The following is a 16,568-nucleotide window of genomic DNA, read 5'->3' as shown; positions in this document are numbered from 1 at the left end:
CCCCCCCCCCCCCCCCCCCCCCGCCGGTGGCTGGGGCTACGGCTCCGGAGGCAACGGCGGCGTGCCCCAGGCCACGGGTACCGCAGGCGGCGCCGGGGGCGGCGGGTCCGCGGTGCTCGCCGGCGGCACGCCACTGATCGTCGCCGGAGGTGGCGGTGGCGGCGGCAGCGGCTCCGTGCCGGGAACCGGTGGCGACGCCGCCGCGGACGGGCAGGCCAGCGGCGTCGACGGAGTGGCCGGCGGCCTGGCCGGCGGCGCGCCGACCCCCGACGGCCTCGACGCAGTGCACGACTCCGACTACCACAACACCGCCGGCGCGGGCGGCGGTGGAGGAGGCCTGCTCGGCGGCACCGGCGGGCACACCGGCAGCAGCCTGGAGGTCTCCTCCAGCGGCTCCGGTGGCGGAGGAGGCGCCAACCTGGTCCCGACAGGAGGCAGCGCGGCCGCCGACCACACCGGCGACGGGCAGGTCACGATCTCTTACACCAAGGTCAACCAACCGCCCTCGGCCGTCGACGACACCGCGACCACCGCAGAAGACACCCCGGTGACCATCGACCCAGCCGCCAACGACACCGACCCCGACGGCGACACCCTGACCGTCACCGCCATCACCAACCCGACCCACGGCGCCGCCACCCTCAACGGCAACGGCACCGTCACTTACACCCCCGCCAACGACTACAACGGCGCCGACGCCTTCACGTACACCGTCAGCGACGGCCACGGCGGCACCGACATCGGCGCCATCGACATCACCATCACCGCGGTGAACGACCCGCCCTCGGCCGTCGACGACACCGCGATGACCCCGGGGGGCAACCCGGTCACGATCGACCCGGCTGCCAACGACACCGACCCCGACGGCGACACCCTGACCGTCACCGCCATCACCAACCCGACCCACGGCGCCGCCACCCTCAACGGCAACGGCACCGTCACTTACACCCCCGCCAACGACTACAGCGGCACCGACGCCTTCACGTACACCGTCAGCGACGGCCACGGCGGCACCGACATCGGCACTGTCACCATCACCGTGCAGGGCGTCGCCGCGTCCGTCGCACCCGCGAGCCCCACCTACGGGCAGCAGGTCACGTTCGCGGCCCGCCTGAACCCGTTCCCCTCGAGCGGCACGGTGGCGTTCCGGATCGACCAAGGCGCCGGCTGGCAGACCGCGTGCACGGCGAACATCCCCGCGACGGCTCCGAGCGACCAGGCGGTCCGCTGCACGTACCCACCGACTGGCGGTCTCGGGGTCGGACAGGCCGAACTTCGCCCCGGCCAGGTCGCCCTGCAAGCCACGTACACGTCCTCCGACTCGTTCCAGGCCACCTCGGCATCGTTCACCTTCACGGTGCAGCCCGAGCCCACGACCACCGCCGTGGCACCCATCGCGCCCACCTCGGCAGGCGGTCAGACGACCTTGACCGCGTCGGTCACACCCGACATCGCCGGCACGCAACTCAGCCCGACCGGGTCAGTGACGTTCCACATCGGCACCGCGTCAGGCCCCGCCGTCGGCACCGCTGCGGTGCAACCCGACGGCACCGCGACGGTCCAGCTCACCGTGGCGGTGCCGGGCGAGCCGATCGTCGCGGTGTACGGCGGCGACTCGAACTTCACCGCCTCGACGTCGACTGCGGCGACGGTGCCGGCGGCATGCAGCACCACGCTGACCGGCACACGCGCATCGGTCGTCGTCGCTTCTGGCACGACCTGCCTCGACGGCACCCACATCAGCGGCTCGCTCGTCGTGACCGGTCCCGGCGCCGTGGTCATCACGAACTCGACGGTGACCGGGTCGATCATCGACAACGGCGGCGGCTCCCTCGTCGTGTGCGGCTCACACGTCGACAACTCCGTGATCGCCCAGAACGCCAAGGGCATCGTCGTCATCGGCGACCCCACGCTCGGCTGCACCGGCAACACCGTCGACGGGTCGATCACCGCAGTGTCGAACCACCATGGCGTGGCCATCGTCGCCAACACCTACGGCCGCGCCGTCACGGCGGCGGCCAACAGCGGCGGCGTCACGCCCACCGACCCCAACCCCGTGATCGGCCCGAACGCCAAGCAAGCCTGAGCACGGCCCCGAAGCCGGCGGACGACCGGCCAGCCCGCCTCGCCCGCTCGGCTCGGCCCGCGCACCCGGCAGATTGGCTGGTTTGTGTCGGATTCCGACACAAACCAGCCAAACAACGGGCCCGACCCGACCGTCAGTGCTCGCCTTTGATCACGAAGAACGAGCCCCGGATCGTGCCGGCCAGCGTCGACTTCTGGCGGGCGAACTTGAACGACGAGAGCTCGTCGGGGATCTCCATGCCTTCGGACAGCTTCAAGCCCACCGCTCGCTTGCCGGCGTCGGCAAGCGTGTACATCACGTTGATGGCCAGGCCGCTCTCGTAGAACACGTAGGCCATGCGGATCCCGGCGACCTCGAACATGGTGGCTTCGAGCGGCGGGGAGGCGATCACGATGGCGCGCTCCTCGTCGAGGATGCGGGACACGTAGTCGACCGCCTTCTTGGCGTCGCTCGCGGGCTCGACGGTGAACACGTGGTCGTACTTGTTCTTGAAGTAGCGGGCCTCGTTGGCGCGCAGTCCGGCGAGGGCCTCGGCGACGGGCGACGATTCGAGACCGACGGTGGACACATCGGTGAAGTCAACGGCGTAAGTGTTCGACATGCGCTCCACGGTACGGACGGCAGCCGACCGATGCTTCTCGATTCCTGATCGCTTCGCGAGCGGCACCCGCTCCGAGCCGAGCACCACGGGCAGCGCCTCGAGGCCGCCGAGCACCACCCCATCGCCGTGCGACCACACCGATTCGGCGCGGGGGATTGGCGAGACGAAGGTGTTCGCCCACTGCGACCTCCTTGCCGATTCGCGTCGACACCGGGCGGTCAGCCGAAGGTGTCAGGTTCACTGACACAACCTTGTCGGACTTCTCCCGACCCTCACCACTTTTCCTAGCCCCAACCACGTCCCACTGATAACGTGACTACGGTCACGTGTGCATTCGGGGGGACGATGCAGCTCGCAACACGGGGCGGAGGGCGGCGCGCGGCCCGCCGCGTGCTGGTCACCGTCGGCTTGGTCTGGATGTTGGTGGCGCTGTCGGCCGGCCCCGGAACGGCCCAGTCCGGCACACCCGCCTCCACCGACTTCACGCCCGGCACCGCGAGCGCCCAGGCAACACTCGTCTCCCCCACCATCGCCGCCGGCAACTTGCATGTCGAAGTGCTGCTGGGCGCCGCGTCGGCAAGCTACCGGGACCGGTCGGCGCTCGGCGACAGCACGCTCGCCGACATCCCGATCCTGCGCGTGGCCAGCTCCTCCCACGTCTGCGGCCGCTCCGCGACCGACGTGGGCGCGTTCTTGCCGGCCGACGTGGTGGCCGACACGTCGGTCAACGGCAACACCAGAGCGGTCGAGCTCGCACCGAGCAACGGTGGGCAAGGCGCTTCCCAGAGCGCCCAAGCTGCGCCCGGCGCCAAAGCCAGCGCCACGACCACACTCGCGTCGGCCCTGTTGCCGCCCCTCGTCGAGCTGACCGGCGCCACCACCACGGTCGGTGCGGCCACCAAGGCCGACACCCAGACGCGCACCGCTACGGCGCAGGTCCGAGTCGGCGACGTGAAGGTGCTCGGTGGCCTGCTCACGCTGCACGGCCTGCGTTGGGACCTCTCCCAGACCCGTGTCGGACCCGACCATCGGGCCGACACGGAATCCAGCTCGGCGGGGTTCCACTTGGACGGGATCTCGGTGGCGCTTCCCGGCGCGCCGGCCGTGTCGATCCCCGTCCCCGGCCTGGCACAACTCCCCGCCGCCATCGATCGCGTCAATGCACTGCTCGCGCCGCTGGGCCTGCAGATCCGCCTGCCCGCGGTGTCGACCAACCCGGCCGCCGGCTCGCACACGGTGTCCCCTCTGACCATCGCGATGGGCGGCAAGTCGTGGCTGCTCGCCCCGGTGTTCGCCACTCTGCTCAACAACCCGCAAGTCCGATCGATCATCCAGACCGTGCTGCACAACTTCTTCGATGCACAGCACTGCAAGGAGCTCGGCGGCGCGCTCGACGCGATCAGCCCCGACGTGAACACCACCTGGAACACGTTCGGTTCCAGCGCCCCTCTGCTGATCGCTGTCGCCACTGCCGCGCTCGGCGGCACGGGCGAGGTGCAGCTCAACGTCGGTGGCGTGACCACGACCATCGACGACACGTACTACCCGCCACCCGGCTTCGCGCCGGCGGCCCTCGGCGAGCCGTCGCCCGGCGCGACCGGCACCGCAGCAACGCCCGGAACACCCGGCGCCACCACCGGCGCAGCACCAGGCGCGACACCGGTGGGCCCGCCGGCCGCCGCACCGACCGCGTCGGCGGACCAAGCCCCTGCGATGCAACGGACCGCGGTGCACTGCCAGTCGACCAGCCCCGCGGGGCGACCCGGGTGCTGGTTGGGGCGCGGCTTCACCGGGGCCCTTGCCGCCGGCGTGTTCACGCTCGGCGTGCTCGTCGTCGACGAAGCCTTCCGACGACGCAAGACCGCTGCCGGCAGGAGAAGGGAGCCGACGACATGAGCTTGTTGCACGGACGCGGTTCGGAGAACCGGCTGCTGCGCGGCTACGGCCCGTTGCTGTGCATGCTCGTGGCCTTCTTGTTGATGGCCATCACGGTCCCGACCGTCGCGCCCGAAGAGCGCGTGACCACGGAGACCTCGAGCGGAGCCGCGGCCTCGACGGGCGGCACCACCAACGCTCCTTCGGCCGCGGCGACCGGGTCGACAACGGCGGGGGCCGCTGGCGGGGGCACCGGAGGCGCGACGGCAGGAACACCGGGGCAAGTCGGCACCCCCGGCGCGGGAGCGAGCGCCTGCCCCGGCCTGCAGATCCAACACGACCCGTACTCACCACCATGCGCGACGTGGGCCGGCGGCAACAACGGCGGGGCGACCTCGCAAGGCGTCACCGCCTCCACGATCAACATCGTGCTGCGCGACCCCGGCCCGCCGTACGACATCGGTTCGGTGATCGCCAAGCTGACCGGCAAGAACCCGATCGGCGGATCGACGACCCGTGACGACTACATCCGCACGTACGAGACGCTGATCAAGTACTTCAACAAGAACTTCCAGCTCTACGGCCGCAAGATGCAGCTCACGGTCTTTCGCGGCAAAGGCACGCTGTTCGACGAGATCCTCGGTGGCGGCCAGGCCAACGCCAACGCCGACGCGATCAAGGAGGCGCAACAGGAGCACGCCTTCGCCGACGTGAGCGCCGAAGCGCCGGTCTTCGCCGACGCCCTCCAGAAGCAGCACGTGATCGTGACCGACCCGATCTACCCGAGCCACAGCTGGTTCGCGGACCGCAGCCCGTACGCGTTCGGCCTCCTGCCGGACTGCACGAAGATCATCAACTACATCGTCGAGTTCGTGAACAAGGAGCTGGCAGGCCGGCCAGTCCTCGCTGGTGAGTACAAAGGCAAGCCGCGCAAGATCGGGCTCGTCTACCCGTCGTCGCCGATCTACCAGGAGTGCGGTGACCAAGCCCGCAGCGCGCTGGCCAGAGCCGGGCATCCGGTGGCCGACTACAAGCTCTACACGTTGTCGCTCGACGGAATCCCGAACGATGCCGGCCCGATCACCAGCCAGTTCGCGAACGAGGGCATCACCACAGTGCTGCTCGGCACTGACCCGTTGATGCCGTACTTCATGACCACCGACGCCACCCAAAGTGGCTGGTACCCAGAGTGGATCAACGTCGGCATCGCGTACATGGACGCCGACTGGGCCGGGCAGCTCTACGACGCCGCGCAGTGGAAGCACTCGTTCGGCGTGTCGCTCACCGGCACTCCCCAACCGGCGCGCAGCACGTACGGCTACGCGGCGTACCAGTCGATCGACCCCGGCACGTCGCCCGACCCCCTGCTCGTCGATGCGATCTACTACCAGCTCTACTTGGTGGCCACCGGCATCCAGATGGCCGGCCCGAACCTCACCCCGCAGAACTTCGCCGACGGTCTGCATCGCTACAAGGCGCCGGCCGTCGGCCCGCAAGGCAACTGGGCCTTCACCAACAACGACTTCACCGCGCCGCAGGACGGCCGCATCATCTGGTGGGACCCGAACGCGACGTCGGTCTACAACGGTGCCAAAGGCGCGTACCGCGACACCGGCAAGCGCTTCCCGTTCGGTTCGCTGCCCACCGGCAGCCCACCCGTGAGCCTCACCCAATGAGCGCCCCGGCCACCGCTGCGGTGACCGACTTGTGGCAGAACCGACGGGCGCGGCGGCTGTCTGTGGTGGCCGCCCTCGTCGTGTTCGTGTGGGTCTGTACGGTCGCGTTCCCGACGGCCTGGCCCGCCGGGCTGGTGCTCCAAGGCGCCATCTTCGGCGGCGCATCGGGGCTGCTCGCCGTCGGCCTGGTGCTCACGTACCGGACGAGCCGCGTCATCAACTTCTCCTACGGCGCGATGGGGTCCGCCGCGGCGGAGATCGGCGTCATCTGCTACCAGGAGCACGGGCTGCCGTGGGGCGCCAGCATCCTGGTGGCCGCCGCCGTCGGCGCGCTCCTCGGCCTGCTGGTCGACCTGGCCCTGCGGCGCTTCGAGGACGCGCCTCGCCTGGCCGTCACGGTGGCCACCGTGGGCCTGCTGCAGGTGTTCGTCGGCCTCCAGTTCGGCGCCGCGTTCTGGAGCCACGCCAACGTGCTGGTCCCCCGGTTCGCGACCGGCCTGTCCAAGCCGCACCACGCCGTTGGCACCACGCTGTTCACGGGCAACGACCTGCTCGCCGTCGCCGCCATCCCGATCGTGTTGGGTGGGGTCTCGTGGTTCCTGCTCGGCACCGAAGCGGGCACCGCCGTGCGTGCGCTGGCCGACAACCACGAGCGGGCGTCGCTCCTCGGCATCCCGGTGCGACGGCTGTCTCGGCTCGTGTGGGTGGTGGTCGGTGCCGTCGCCGCGCTGGTGCTCATCTTGAACGCGCCGATGAACGGCCTGCCGTCGAGCCCGTTCGTGGCCACCGGCGGGGTGTTCATGCCGGCGCTGGCCGCCGCGGTGGTCGCCAAGATGGAGGACCTGCCGCTGGCCTTCATCGGCGGCGTGGTGCTCGGCGTGTTCGACATGGTCGTCGGCAACAACGTCCACAAGACCGCGCTCGGCACCATCGCGCTCCTGATCGTGTTGCTGGCCGCTTTGCTCGTCCGTCGCTGGGACACGACACGGGCCGAGCAGGCGGAGTCGTCGTGGTCGCTGTCGAGCGTGTCCCGCTCGCTCCCGCAGGACGTGGCGAAGCTTCCCGAAGTGCTCGGTGGGCGCATCGCCCTGCTCGCGCTGCTCGCGGTCGTGGCCGTCGTGTTCCCCCTCGTCGTGAGCCCGTCGCAGGTGCACACGGTGTCGGGCTACGTGCTGCTCGGCGTCACGGTCGTGTCGCTCGTGGTCTTGGCGGGTTGGTCGGGCACGATCAGCCTCGGGCAGTACGCGATCGTCGGCGTCGGGGCAGTGGTGGCCGGCAACTTCTTGGTGAAGACGAACCTCGACCTGTTCCTCGCGCTCGTGCTGGCAGCCGGCGCGGGAGCCGTGATCTCGGTGGTGGTCGGGCTGCCCGCGCTGCGCGTGCGACCGCTGTTCCTCGCCGTCACCACGCTGGCGTTCGCCGCCACGATGGACCAGTACTTCTTGAACCCCGGCAACTACCCGAAATGGATACCGGCGACGGTCGACCGTCCGGTCCTGTGGCGGCGGTTCCCGCTCGAGTCCGAACGGGCGATGTACTACCTGTGCGTCGGGATCCTGGTCGCCGTCGTCGTGCTGGCCATGGTGTTGCGCCGCAGCCGGCCAGGGCGCGTGTTGCTCGCCGCGCGCGACAACAACGCTGCTGCCTCGGCCATGGCCGTGCCCGTCACCCGGGTGCGGGTCGCCGGCATGGCGGTCGCCGGGATGATGGCCGGCGTGGCCGGTGCGCTGACCGCCGTGCTCGAGAGCGGCGTCGGTGGGTCGTCGTTCCCGTCGCAGACCAGCGTCCTGGTGTTCTCGATGGCGGTGGTCGGCGGCTTGTCGTCGTTGTCCGGAGCGCTGCTCGGCGTGGCCGCCGTCGAGCTGTTGATCTTCCTGATCGGCCAGACCACGTCGCAAGGTGCGCAGTTCTCCGGGCTCGGCACCGGCGCCCTCATGCTCGGGGTGCTCATGGCGTTCCCGGGCGGCGTCGGCCAAGCCGTCGAGCGCGCCCGCGACGCCATCGTCCGCCGCCTCGCCGCGCGGCGCGGCATCCAGTTCGCCGTGGGCGCAGCCGCCGGCTCCCTCACCCCCGGTGCGACCGGAGCGACCGACGGGGAGACTCATGCGCCCGTGACCACAACGCGCGCCGCGGCCGGCCAGGCCCTGTTGTCGTGTCGCGACCTGACCGCGTCGTACGGCCCGCTGCAAGTGCTCTTCGGGGTCGACTTCGAGATCCAGACCGGTGAGCTGGTGGCGCTCCTCGGCACGAACGGCGCCGGCAAGTCCACGATCTTCCGGGCCGTCACCAACTTGTTGCCCCCGACGGGCGGCACGGTGGAGCTCGACGGCCACACGATCCGGGGTCTCACCACCGACGCGATCGCGCGCCGGGGCCTCGCGGTGATGCCGGGTGGCCGGGGGGTGTTCCCCACGCTGACGGTGGCCGAGAACCTCCGCCTGGCCTGCTGGCAGCTGCGCGGCGATCGAGCAGCCGCCGACCTCGCCCGCCGCGAGGCGCTCGAGATGTTCCCGATCCTGCACCAACGCGGCGACCAGCTCGCCGGCAACCTCTCGGGCGGCGAGCAGCAGCAGCTCTCGCTCGCCATGGCGTTCATCCCGAAGCCGTCGCTCCTGCTCATCGACGAGCTGTCGCTCGGCCTGGCGCCGACGGTGGTGGCCATGTTGTGCGACAAAGTCGCGCGGATCCACGCGTCGGGCACCACGATCGTGGTCGTCGAGCAATCCGTCAACGTCGCGCTGCAGCTCGCCGAGCGCGCGGTGTTCCTCGAGAAGGGCGCGGTCCGCTTCGAAGGCCCCACCGCCGATCTGCTCGACCGTCCCGACATGTTGCGGTCGGTGTTCCTCGGCGACGCGGCCACCGCGGCACCGGGCGCAGACGACCGCGCCGACGGCGAGGGCGGCGCGGTCGGCGAGCGCGTGCCCGGCACCGACGGACGGCGTCGCTACACCGATCTGGTGTGCCACGGCGTCTACAAGAACTTCGGTGGCATCCGCGCCATCGACGACGTCCATCTCCAAGTGGAACCAGGACAGATCGTCGGCCTCATCGGCCACAACGGCGCCGGCAAGACGACCTTGTTCGACGTCATCTCGGGCTTCCAGCGACCCGAACGTGGCCGAGTGCTCCTCGGCGGCAAGGACCTGGTCGACGTTGCACCGCACCGCCGCGCCGTGGCGGGCCTGGGTCGCTCGTTCCAACAAGCTCGGCTGTACCCGTCACTCACCGTGTGGGAGACGATCATGGTGGCGCTCGACCAGCACCTCTCCTCGCGCGACTGGGTGGCGGCGACGTTGGCGCTGCCCGCCGCGGTCGACGCGGACCGCGCAGCCAGCAAGCGGGCCGCAGCGCTGATCGACCTGCTCGGGCTCGGCGGCTACGCCACCACCCCCATCGCCGACCTCTCGACCGGTACACGCCGGATCGTGGAGCTGGCCTGCATCTTGGCGATGGACCCCGCCGTGATCCTCCTCGACGAGCCGTCGGCAGGCGTGGCGCAGAGCGAGACCGAAGCGCTCGGGCCGCTGCTGCAACGCGTGAAGGCCACCACCGGCAGCGCCATGTTGATCATCGAGCACGACATGGTGCTGCTGTCATCGGTGTGCGACGAACTGGTGGCCATGGAGCTCGGCCACGTGATCTGCAAGGGCCCACCCGACAGCGTGCTCGCCGACCCGCGGGTCATCGAGTCGTACCTCGGCACCAACGAGGCGGCGATACGCCGCACCGGGCGGGCCGCCACCAGCCCGAGCGTCAACGGCGACTCGCTCACGGTCGCCACGCCGTAGCGTCGCGGGGCCTCCCGGCCGACGAACACCACCGAGTTGCGAGCCCGGGGGAGCCGACCGGGCGCCCCAAGTGCTCACCGCAGCGGAAGGCCGCTCGCGCCGTCGACGACCCGCGCGCTCACGCGCCGGCCGATTGGGTGCCGACCTGCAGGTCGCGGAACGCAACATCCTTGTCGGAACGGGGTTCGGGCGGCAGACCGAGCACGCGCTCGCCGACGATGTTGCGCTGGATCTCGTCGGTTCCGCCGGCGATGGAGATGGCCGGGCTGAACAGCGCGACCCACTGCACCATGCCGCCCATCGGGGCGTCGTCGCCCATCAGCATGCCCGCCGGCCCTTCGAGGCCGAGCAGGAACTCGCGCATCGTGCGCAACAAGTGCGACATGGCGAGCTTGCCCGTGGACTGCTCCGGGGCCCGGCGCGTCACCTCGGTCAGCCGCGGCCTTCGACCGCAGCGAGGTGTAACGGCTGATCTCGATCAGCGTGTAGAGCCGGGCCAGGTCCTGGCGGACCAGCGGATCGTGCTGGCGGCCGAACAGCGCGGGCAGCAACTTGAACATGTCGCCGCCGAGCGCCGGGCCGGCGCCACCGACGCCGAGGTCGCCCACCCGGGCGTTGCCGTCGGGCCGTGATGGCGCGGCGGCGGCGCTCCCCCCGATGCCGATTCCCAGCATCGCGCCGCCGCCGGCCATTCCCCCGGCGCCGAGGTTCTTTCGTTCGTGCGACAAGGTGGTCAGCGCCACCGGCCATCCGCGGTCGACGTCGCCGATCCGGTCACGGTCGGGGATCCGGGCGTCGTCGAAGAACACCTCGTTGAAGGTGGCCCCGCCGGTCATCTCCTTGAGCGGCCGGACCTCGACCCCCGGCTGGTGCAAGTCGAGCACGAAGTACGTGATGCCCTCGTGCTTGGGCACGTCGCGGTTGGTTCGGGCGATGAGGATCCCGTAGCGCGAATGCTGCGCGCCGGATGTCCAGACCTTCTGGCCGTTGACGACCCACTCGTCGCCGTCGCGCTCCGCCCACGATTGCAGGCTCGCCAAGTCGGAGCCGGAGCTTGGCTCGCTGAACAGCTGGCACCAGATGTCACGGCCGGTGACCAACCCGGGAAGGAACCGTTCGATCTGTTCGGCCGTGGCGTGCTCGGCGAGCGTCGGGCCGGCCATCATCGGGCCGATCCCACTCGGCGCCGGGTACGCGCCCACCCGGACACGCTCCTCGGCCACGATCTGCACGCCGTTCTTGCCGAGGCCCTTGCCGAAGGCCCGGGCGGGCCAGCTGGGGAACGCCCAACCTGACCGCCCGAAGCGGTCCCACCACTCATCGAGGGTCAGGTCGGGGTCCCAGTTGTCGTCGAACCAGGCGCGCGCGGCCGTCCGCACTTCGGCAACGGCTGTTTCGTCGGAGCCGGGTCCGTCGACCACGGCGGCCGCCACGGCGCTCAGTCCTCGCTGGTGATCTCGCGCAGCTTCGCCTGGATGGCTTCGCCGTCAGCGGCCGAGCCGCCACCGGCCTGCATGGCCATGAGCTTGGTCATGTCGCCTTCGACCTTGATCTGGCCGCTCATGAACGCCTGCATCGCGGCGGACTGGTCGCCGCTGATGAACATCTTCTTGGCGACGTCGTACGGGACCGTCAACTTGGTGGGTGCGCTGTCGAGGAGCCCCGAGCCGAACACGCCGTCAGAGACGTGCAGCTCACGGTCACCTTCAGGCCCACCGGTCACGACAAGGTTCAGCTCCACACCGTTCGGCATGGCGCCCGTGCCGGCCTCGGCGGCGAGCTCCTGCACGGCATCGAGCCAGGGGTCGGAGAGGAAGGGGTAGGGCATGGTGACGCTCCTTGGTTTGCACGCAATTTGTGGGTTGGTGCGAAGGCCTCGGGCAGCAGTCACCGACGGCACGCTCGACCCGCCGTGACCGTAGCAAGGTTACGAAATCTTGGCAACAGGCGATACCAAGTTTCGCGAGGTTCTGGGAAGAGGCAGTGAAGAGTTCAGGGTCTCGCCGGCGGCGCCGTGTCAACGTGTCTGACAAACGCGTCGATCAGGCCACCCGATCCGGCCGTCCGGACTCAACGGTGCGGAGCGGCGGATCGCGCCTCGGCGACGATCGTGCGCACCCGCTCGTGCGAGAGGCCGGCCGCCGCGCCGATGCGGCGCAGGCTGAACCCCTCGCCAGCCGCCTCCACGATCGCCGCGCGCTGGCGTGCTCGAGCCCGTTCAGCGACGGCGGAACGGGTGCGCACCCGCGCCAGCGGTGCCGGCTCGTCGACTTCCTCTGCTTGGCTGGACTGCAACAAGAAGTCGATGAGCTGCACGAACGTCGGCGGCGACGGCGGCTCCAGCCCGAGCGCCTCCAAGACCAACAGGCCCGATACCAGAGCAGCGAGCAACCGGGCGAGATCGGTGGGCGACAGGGCGGGGTCGATGACACCGGCTGCCTGTCCTTCCTCGGTGGCCCGAGCCACCGCGTCGAGGTACGTGTCCGCGACGGTGCGCATCCTGGCCGCGGCGTCCGGGTCGCGGCGCGCCAAGACGATCACGTCGAGCAACAGCAGCGAGCGCTGGTCGGGACGCTGGGACAAGCCCGCGCTCATCGCGATGGCGGCTTCGCTCCACGGGAGTGCAGCGGCCGCGGCCACCGTCTGCCAGAAGTCTCGGACATCGCGACCGCCGATGGCCGCCACGAGCAGGTCGAGCTTGCCGTCGAAGTGGTTGTAGATGGCGCCGGTGGTGACGCCTGCCCGCGCGGCGATGCCGGCAAGCGTGGTCCGCTCGTAGCCCTTCTCGGAGAACTCACGAATCGCCGCCTCCAGCAACGGCCTGCGCGAGCTCGTTCGCTCCCGACGTGTTGGCTCGACCACGCGGCCGATGGTACGTCGCCGGTGACCGGGCCGGATCAGCTCCAGTGGCGAGTTGGCATGGCCGCAGACCCCGGTAGCTCAGCCAGCCGGCGCGCTCTCAAGCCGGACGTTGCAACAGCCGGTGGGTCAGGGTCCCCTCGCTGCCGAACAGGCGAACGCGCCACTCGGCGAGCAGCGCCGTGGTGTCGCGCTGGTTGGGGTGGAAGTCGGGTCGCTCGAAGTCGCGAATAGCGTCCATCGTCGACTTCGAGAACAGCGGGTTGGCGCGGATGCACTTGACGCTCGCCCACAGCGCGCGGGGTCGGCGGGCCGCCCGGTCGGTGAGCACGGCTTGCAGCACCACGCCCACAGCGAGCAGCGGCAGCGTCCAGCGCGTGAAGCGCATGGCGCGGATGCGGCGCTTGGGGTCGATGCCGACGGCGCGGTACACGTCGAAGGCCACGGCCTTGTGCTCCGACTCCTCGATCGCGTGCCACAGCAGCAGGTCGTGGATCTCGCCGAACGACTCGCGGAACCGCTCGTCGGACAGCGCCAGCTCGGCCATCAGCGCGGTGAGGTGCTCATAGACCGTGGTGAACGCAAGGTCCATCTCCGGCGACGGGAACTTGTAGATGAGCCAGTTCATCCGCTTGTGGAAGCGGTCGATGCCGTACACCGGGTAGCCGAGCTCGTGGAGTCGGTCGTTGAGCGCCTGGTGCGCGCGGCTGTGCTGGGCCTCCTGGCCGATGAAGCCGGCCACCTGCCGCTTGAGCACCGGGTCGGTGAGCTGGTCGCGGTAGTGGCGCACGGCGCGCACGAAGCTGTCTTCGCCTTCGGGGAACAGCGCCGACAGCACCGCCCAGAAGTGGCTGGTCAGCAAGTCGCCGTCGGGGGCGAAGTGCATGGGGATGCGTGCCGTGGCTTCGGCGAAGTCCATTCGCCGCGCGGCGATGGTGAGGTCAGGGCTGCTGGATTGCATGGGCTCCGCGTCGTAGGGCAGGCGAACGGGTGTCACCGGGCGCCGGTCTCGTCAAGTGTGGGTCAGCTGGCGGCTTCGCGGTCCTGGGTGACCGCATCGAGCATCTCGTACTCGATAGTGGTGTCGGTCCACGTCTCGAACTGGGTGACGCCGAGGGTGTCGAACCGTTGGCGCAGCCAGCCGCCGTTGCAGTCGAGCAGGCCGAGCTTCGAGAGGTTGGGCACGATCTTCGAGAACAGCAGCATCTGGAACGGGTCCCGGTTCTTGTCGTCGCCGAACGGGTTGAGCACCGAGATGGCTTCCTTCGGGTCGACACCCATGGTGTCCCACACCTCCGGGCCGATCAGCCGGTCGCGCATGCGCACGGCAGCCTCGAACGCGAACTCCTGTCGTTCCGCCAGCTCGGCGTCGGTGAGCTCTGTGTAGAACTCCTTGAGCGACAGCACCCCGAAGGCCACGTGACGGGCTTCGTCGCTCATCACGTAGCGGAGCAGCTGCTTGAGCAGCGGTTCGGGGGTGATCGCCTGCACCATGCCGAACGCCGCCAGCGCCAGGCCCTCGACCATGATCTGCATGCCGAGGTACGTGATGTCCCAGCGGTCATCCGCGATGATGTCGTCGAGCAGCAGGCCGAGGTGCGGGTTGATCGGGTAGTGCCCGTTCATCTTCTCGTCGAGGTAGCGGGAGAACACCTCGACGTGGCGAGCTTCGTCCATCACCTGCGTCGACGCGTAGTACTTGGCGTCGATCCACGGCACGGTCTCCACGATCTTGGCGGTGCACAGCAACGCGCCCTGCTCGCCGTGGAGGAACTGTGACAGCGCCCAGTTCTGCTGCTCGATGGCGGCCTGGGTCCACTCGGCCTTGCCCCACTTCTCGAAGCTGGTGCCATTGAGGTCGACGCCCGCGGCCTCGAGCATCTCGGGCCCCGCGAGCGGCGAAGTGGCGGCGAGGTGCTCTTGGTCGACCTCGGTCTCCCACGGCAGGTCGGTGCTCGCGTTCCACTGCGCGGTCTTCGCCTTCTCGTACAACTTCGACAGCGGCGCCCGGGTGCGCTCGTAGTTCCAAGTGAAGATCGACGGCGCCGCGTCCTTCACCGCGCGGTAGATCTCCCCGGGATCAGAACGCAGTGAGAGAATCGCGTCGAGGTCGTCGACATCGTCCCGGCCCAAGAGCTCGCTGTCGTCACGCATGGTGAAAACTTACATAGTGTCGATTTTTTCGTCAAGGGTCCCAACTCGATGACCACCAAGGCACGCCGCCCGGTCGGGCGGCCGCGCGGCCCCCGCCGCGACCCAACCGAGCGCCGCGAAGAACTGCTCGATGCCTGCGAGCGCGCCATCCGGGCGAAAGGCCCCGACCTCCCCATGGCGGAGCTGGCGGCCGAGGCCGGCGTCACGCGTCCGATCCTGTACGACAACATCGGCGACCGCGACGCCATCGCTGCCGCGCTCGCCCGCCGCTACACGGGCAACCTCGGCGAGGCGCTCGGGCCGGTGGTCGCCCGCGAGGCGCCCTTCGCCGACGTGTTGCGCCACGGCATCGGCGTGTTCTGCCACTTCGTCGACCGCGAACCCGAGTTGTGGCGCTTCCTCCAAGTCGCCACTCCGCCCACCCACGACGACTCGATCGAGCAGGCGGTGGCACGCGTGCTCGCGACCGCGCTCCGCACCGCACTCGGCCGAGCGGGCGCCGACCCCGACCTCGCCGACGTGTGGGCACCCGCGATCCTCGGCGCGGTGTTCCTGGCTGCGGGCACCTGGTCGATCAGCAGGCGGATCTCCCGCCAAGAGCTCGTCGACCAGATCACCGAGCTCCTCGTCGGCGGCCTCGCCGCCACCGGCGCCCACACCGTGTCGGGCCCCTTCGGCGAGGGCTCGCGATGATCGCCATTCCTTGCCTGCGGCAAGTGGCGCTGGTCGTGAGCGACGGTGCCGCGACAGCCGCCACGCTGCGGGCCACGTTCGGCTGGCCCGATCCGTTCCACGACCCGGGCGTGGGTGAGTTCGGGCTCACCAACTCCGTGTTCGCAGTGGGCGACACGTTCCTCGAGGTGGTGTCGCCCATGCGGCCGGGCACCACTGCCGGGCGTTACCTCGAGCGTCGCGGCGCCGACAGCGGCTACATGGCGATCTTCCAGGTGGCCGACGTCGTGGCCGCACGGGCTCGGGTCGCCGATGCGGGCATGCGGGTGGTGTGGATGATCGACCTCGACGACATCGCCGGCACCCACCTCCACCCGAAGGACACGCCGGGCGCGATCGTGTCGCTCGACTCCGCCTCCCCACCGGGCGCCTGGCGCTGGGCCGGCCCCGACTGGACCGGCGCCGTGCCCGATCACGGCCCCGGTGGCATCAGCGGCATCACGGTCGAGGTCGGCGACCCGGCGGCGGCCGCACGGCAGTGGGGGCGCGCGCTCGGGCTCGACGCGTCGACCGATGGGGCCGCGTCGGTCCTCTCTCTCGACGACGCCCGACAGACGTTGCGCTTCGTCGCCACGAGCCAGGGCCGGGGCGACGGCATCACCGAAGTGTGGCTGCGTGGCGACTGGCCCGAGGCCGAGCTCGCAGGCGTCCGCTTCCGCTCCGGCCGCCCCTGACTTCCCTGCTGTGCGCGCTCGGCCACCCCACAGGTGGCCAACTGCTCACAGCTCGACGGGTTCGGGTCGGGTTCGGGTCGGGTCGGGTGGGGTGGGGTCGGGTGGGGTGGGGTCGGATGGGGT

Annotated in this window: 12 protein-coding genes and 1 pseudogene; 6 read left to right on the top strand and 7 right to left on the bottom strand. The window is 70.2% G+C overall.

What is annotated here, in order from left to right:
- A partial coding sequence (locus VHA73_12520; GenBank protein ID HVX18849.1) for a cadherin-like domain-containing protein occupies nt 1-2,086 on the top strand: 2,086 nt, incomplete at its 5' end.
- A 133-nt stretch (nt 2,087-2,219) separates the two neighbouring features.
- Here VHA73_12520 and VHA73_12515 read toward each other — a convergent pair.
- The gene (locus VHA73_12515; protein ID HVX18848.1) at nt 2,220-2,687 is read right to left on the bottom strand and encodes a phage tail protein; all 468 of its coding nucleotides are present in this window, start codon (nt 2,685-2,687) and stop codon (nt 2,220-2,222) included.
- A 345-nt stretch (nt 2,688-3,032) separates the two neighbouring features.
- Between VHA73_12515 and VHA73_12510 the strand changes: the two genes are divergently transcribed.
- The 3 genes from VHA73_12510 to VHA73_12500 are packed head-to-tail and all read left to right on the top strand — an operon-like array spanning nt 3,033 to nt 10,026.
- Nucleotides 3,033-4,583, top strand: coding sequence for a choice-of-anchor P family protein (locus VHA73_12510; protein ID HVX18847.1), 1,551 nt, complete (start codon nt 3,033-3,035; stop codon nt 4,581-4,583).
- Nucleotides 4,580-6,238: a hypothetical protein gene (locus tag VHA73_12505; protein ID HVX18846.1), complete on the top strand. Its 1,659-nt coding sequence runs from the start codon at nt 4,580-4,582 to the stop codon at nt 6,236-6,238. Before VHA73_12510 ends, VHA73_12505 begins: the two co-directional genes overlap by 4 nt.
- On the top strand, nt 6,235-10,026 hold the full coding sequence (locus VHA73_12500) for an ATP-binding cassette domain-containing protein (protein ID HVX18845.1): 3,792 nt from the start codon (nt 6,235-6,237) through the stop codon (nt 10,024-10,026). Before VHA73_12505 ends, VHA73_12500 begins: the two co-directional genes overlap by 4 nt.
- 118 nt (nt 10,027-10,144) lie before the next feature.
- Here VHA73_12500 and VHA73_12495 read toward each other — a convergent pair whose 3' ends face one another.
- The 6 genes and pseudogenes from VHA73_12495 to VHA73_12470 all read right to left on the bottom strand — a co-directional run bounded on the left by VHA73_12495 (nt 10,145) and on the right by VHA73_12470 (nt 15,039).
- Complete coding sequence (locus tag VHA73_12495; GenBank protein ID HVX18844.1) at nt 10,145-10,390, bottom strand: hypothetical protein; 246 nt, start codon at nt 10,388-10,390, stop codon at nt 10,145-10,147.
- A 442-nt stretch (nt 10,391-10,832) separates the two neighbouring features.
- Nucleotides 10,833-11,405 (bottom strand): annotated as a pseudogene (locus tag VHA73_12490) (acyl-CoA dehydrogenase family protein).
- A gap of 59 nt (nt 11,406-11,464) precedes the next feature.
- Nucleotides 11,465-11,854: an SCP2 sterol-binding domain-containing protein gene (locus VHA73_12485; GenBank protein ID HVX18843.1), complete on the bottom strand. Its 390-nt coding sequence runs from the start codon at nt 11,852-11,854 to the stop codon at nt 11,465-11,467.
- Between the two features lie 242 nt (nt 11,855-12,096).
- Nucleotides 12,097-12,888, bottom strand: coding sequence for a helix-turn-helix domain-containing protein (locus VHA73_12480; protein HVX18842.1), 792 nt, complete (start codon nt 12,886-12,888; stop codon nt 12,097-12,099).
- Between the two features lie 97 nt (nt 12,889-12,985).
- Nucleotides 12,986-13,882: a metal-dependent hydrolase gene (locus VHA73_12475; protein ID HVX18841.1), complete on the bottom strand. Its 897-nt coding sequence runs from the start codon at nt 13,880-13,882 to the stop codon at nt 12,986-12,988.
- 26 nt (nt 13,883-13,908) lie between these two features.
- Entirely contained in the window at nt 13,909-15,039 is a 1,131-nt protein-coding gene (locus VHA73_12470; protein HVX18840.1) for a ferritin-like domain-containing protein, read from the bottom strand.
- 48 nt (nt 15,040-15,087) lie between these two features.
- Here VHA73_12470 and VHA73_12465 point away from each other — a divergent pair, with 48 nt between their 5' ends.
- Both VHA73_12465 and VHA73_12460 read left to right on the top strand, forming a co-directional pair.
- Nucleotides 15,088-15,732 (top strand): hypothetical protein, encoded by a 645-nt coding sequence (locus tag VHA73_12465; GenBank protein HVX18839.1) that lies wholly within the window; start codon nt 15,088-15,090, stop codon nt 15,730-15,732.
- Nucleotides 15,729-16,445, top strand: coding sequence for a hypothetical protein (locus VHA73_12460; GenBank protein ID HVX18838.1), 717 nt, complete (start codon nt 15,729-15,731; stop codon nt 16,443-16,445). The genes VHA73_12465 and VHA73_12460 overlap by 4 nt, the downstream gene beginning before the upstream one ends.
- Nucleotides 16,446-16,568 lie beyond the last annotated feature (123 nt).

The sequence above is a fragment of the Acidimicrobiales bacterium genome (assembly GCA_035547835.1).
GTDB lineage: Bacteria > Actinomycetota > Acidimicrobiia > Acidimicrobiales > Iamiaceae > DASZTW01.
This window is presented reverse-complemented; position numbering and strand designations above follow the sequence as displayed.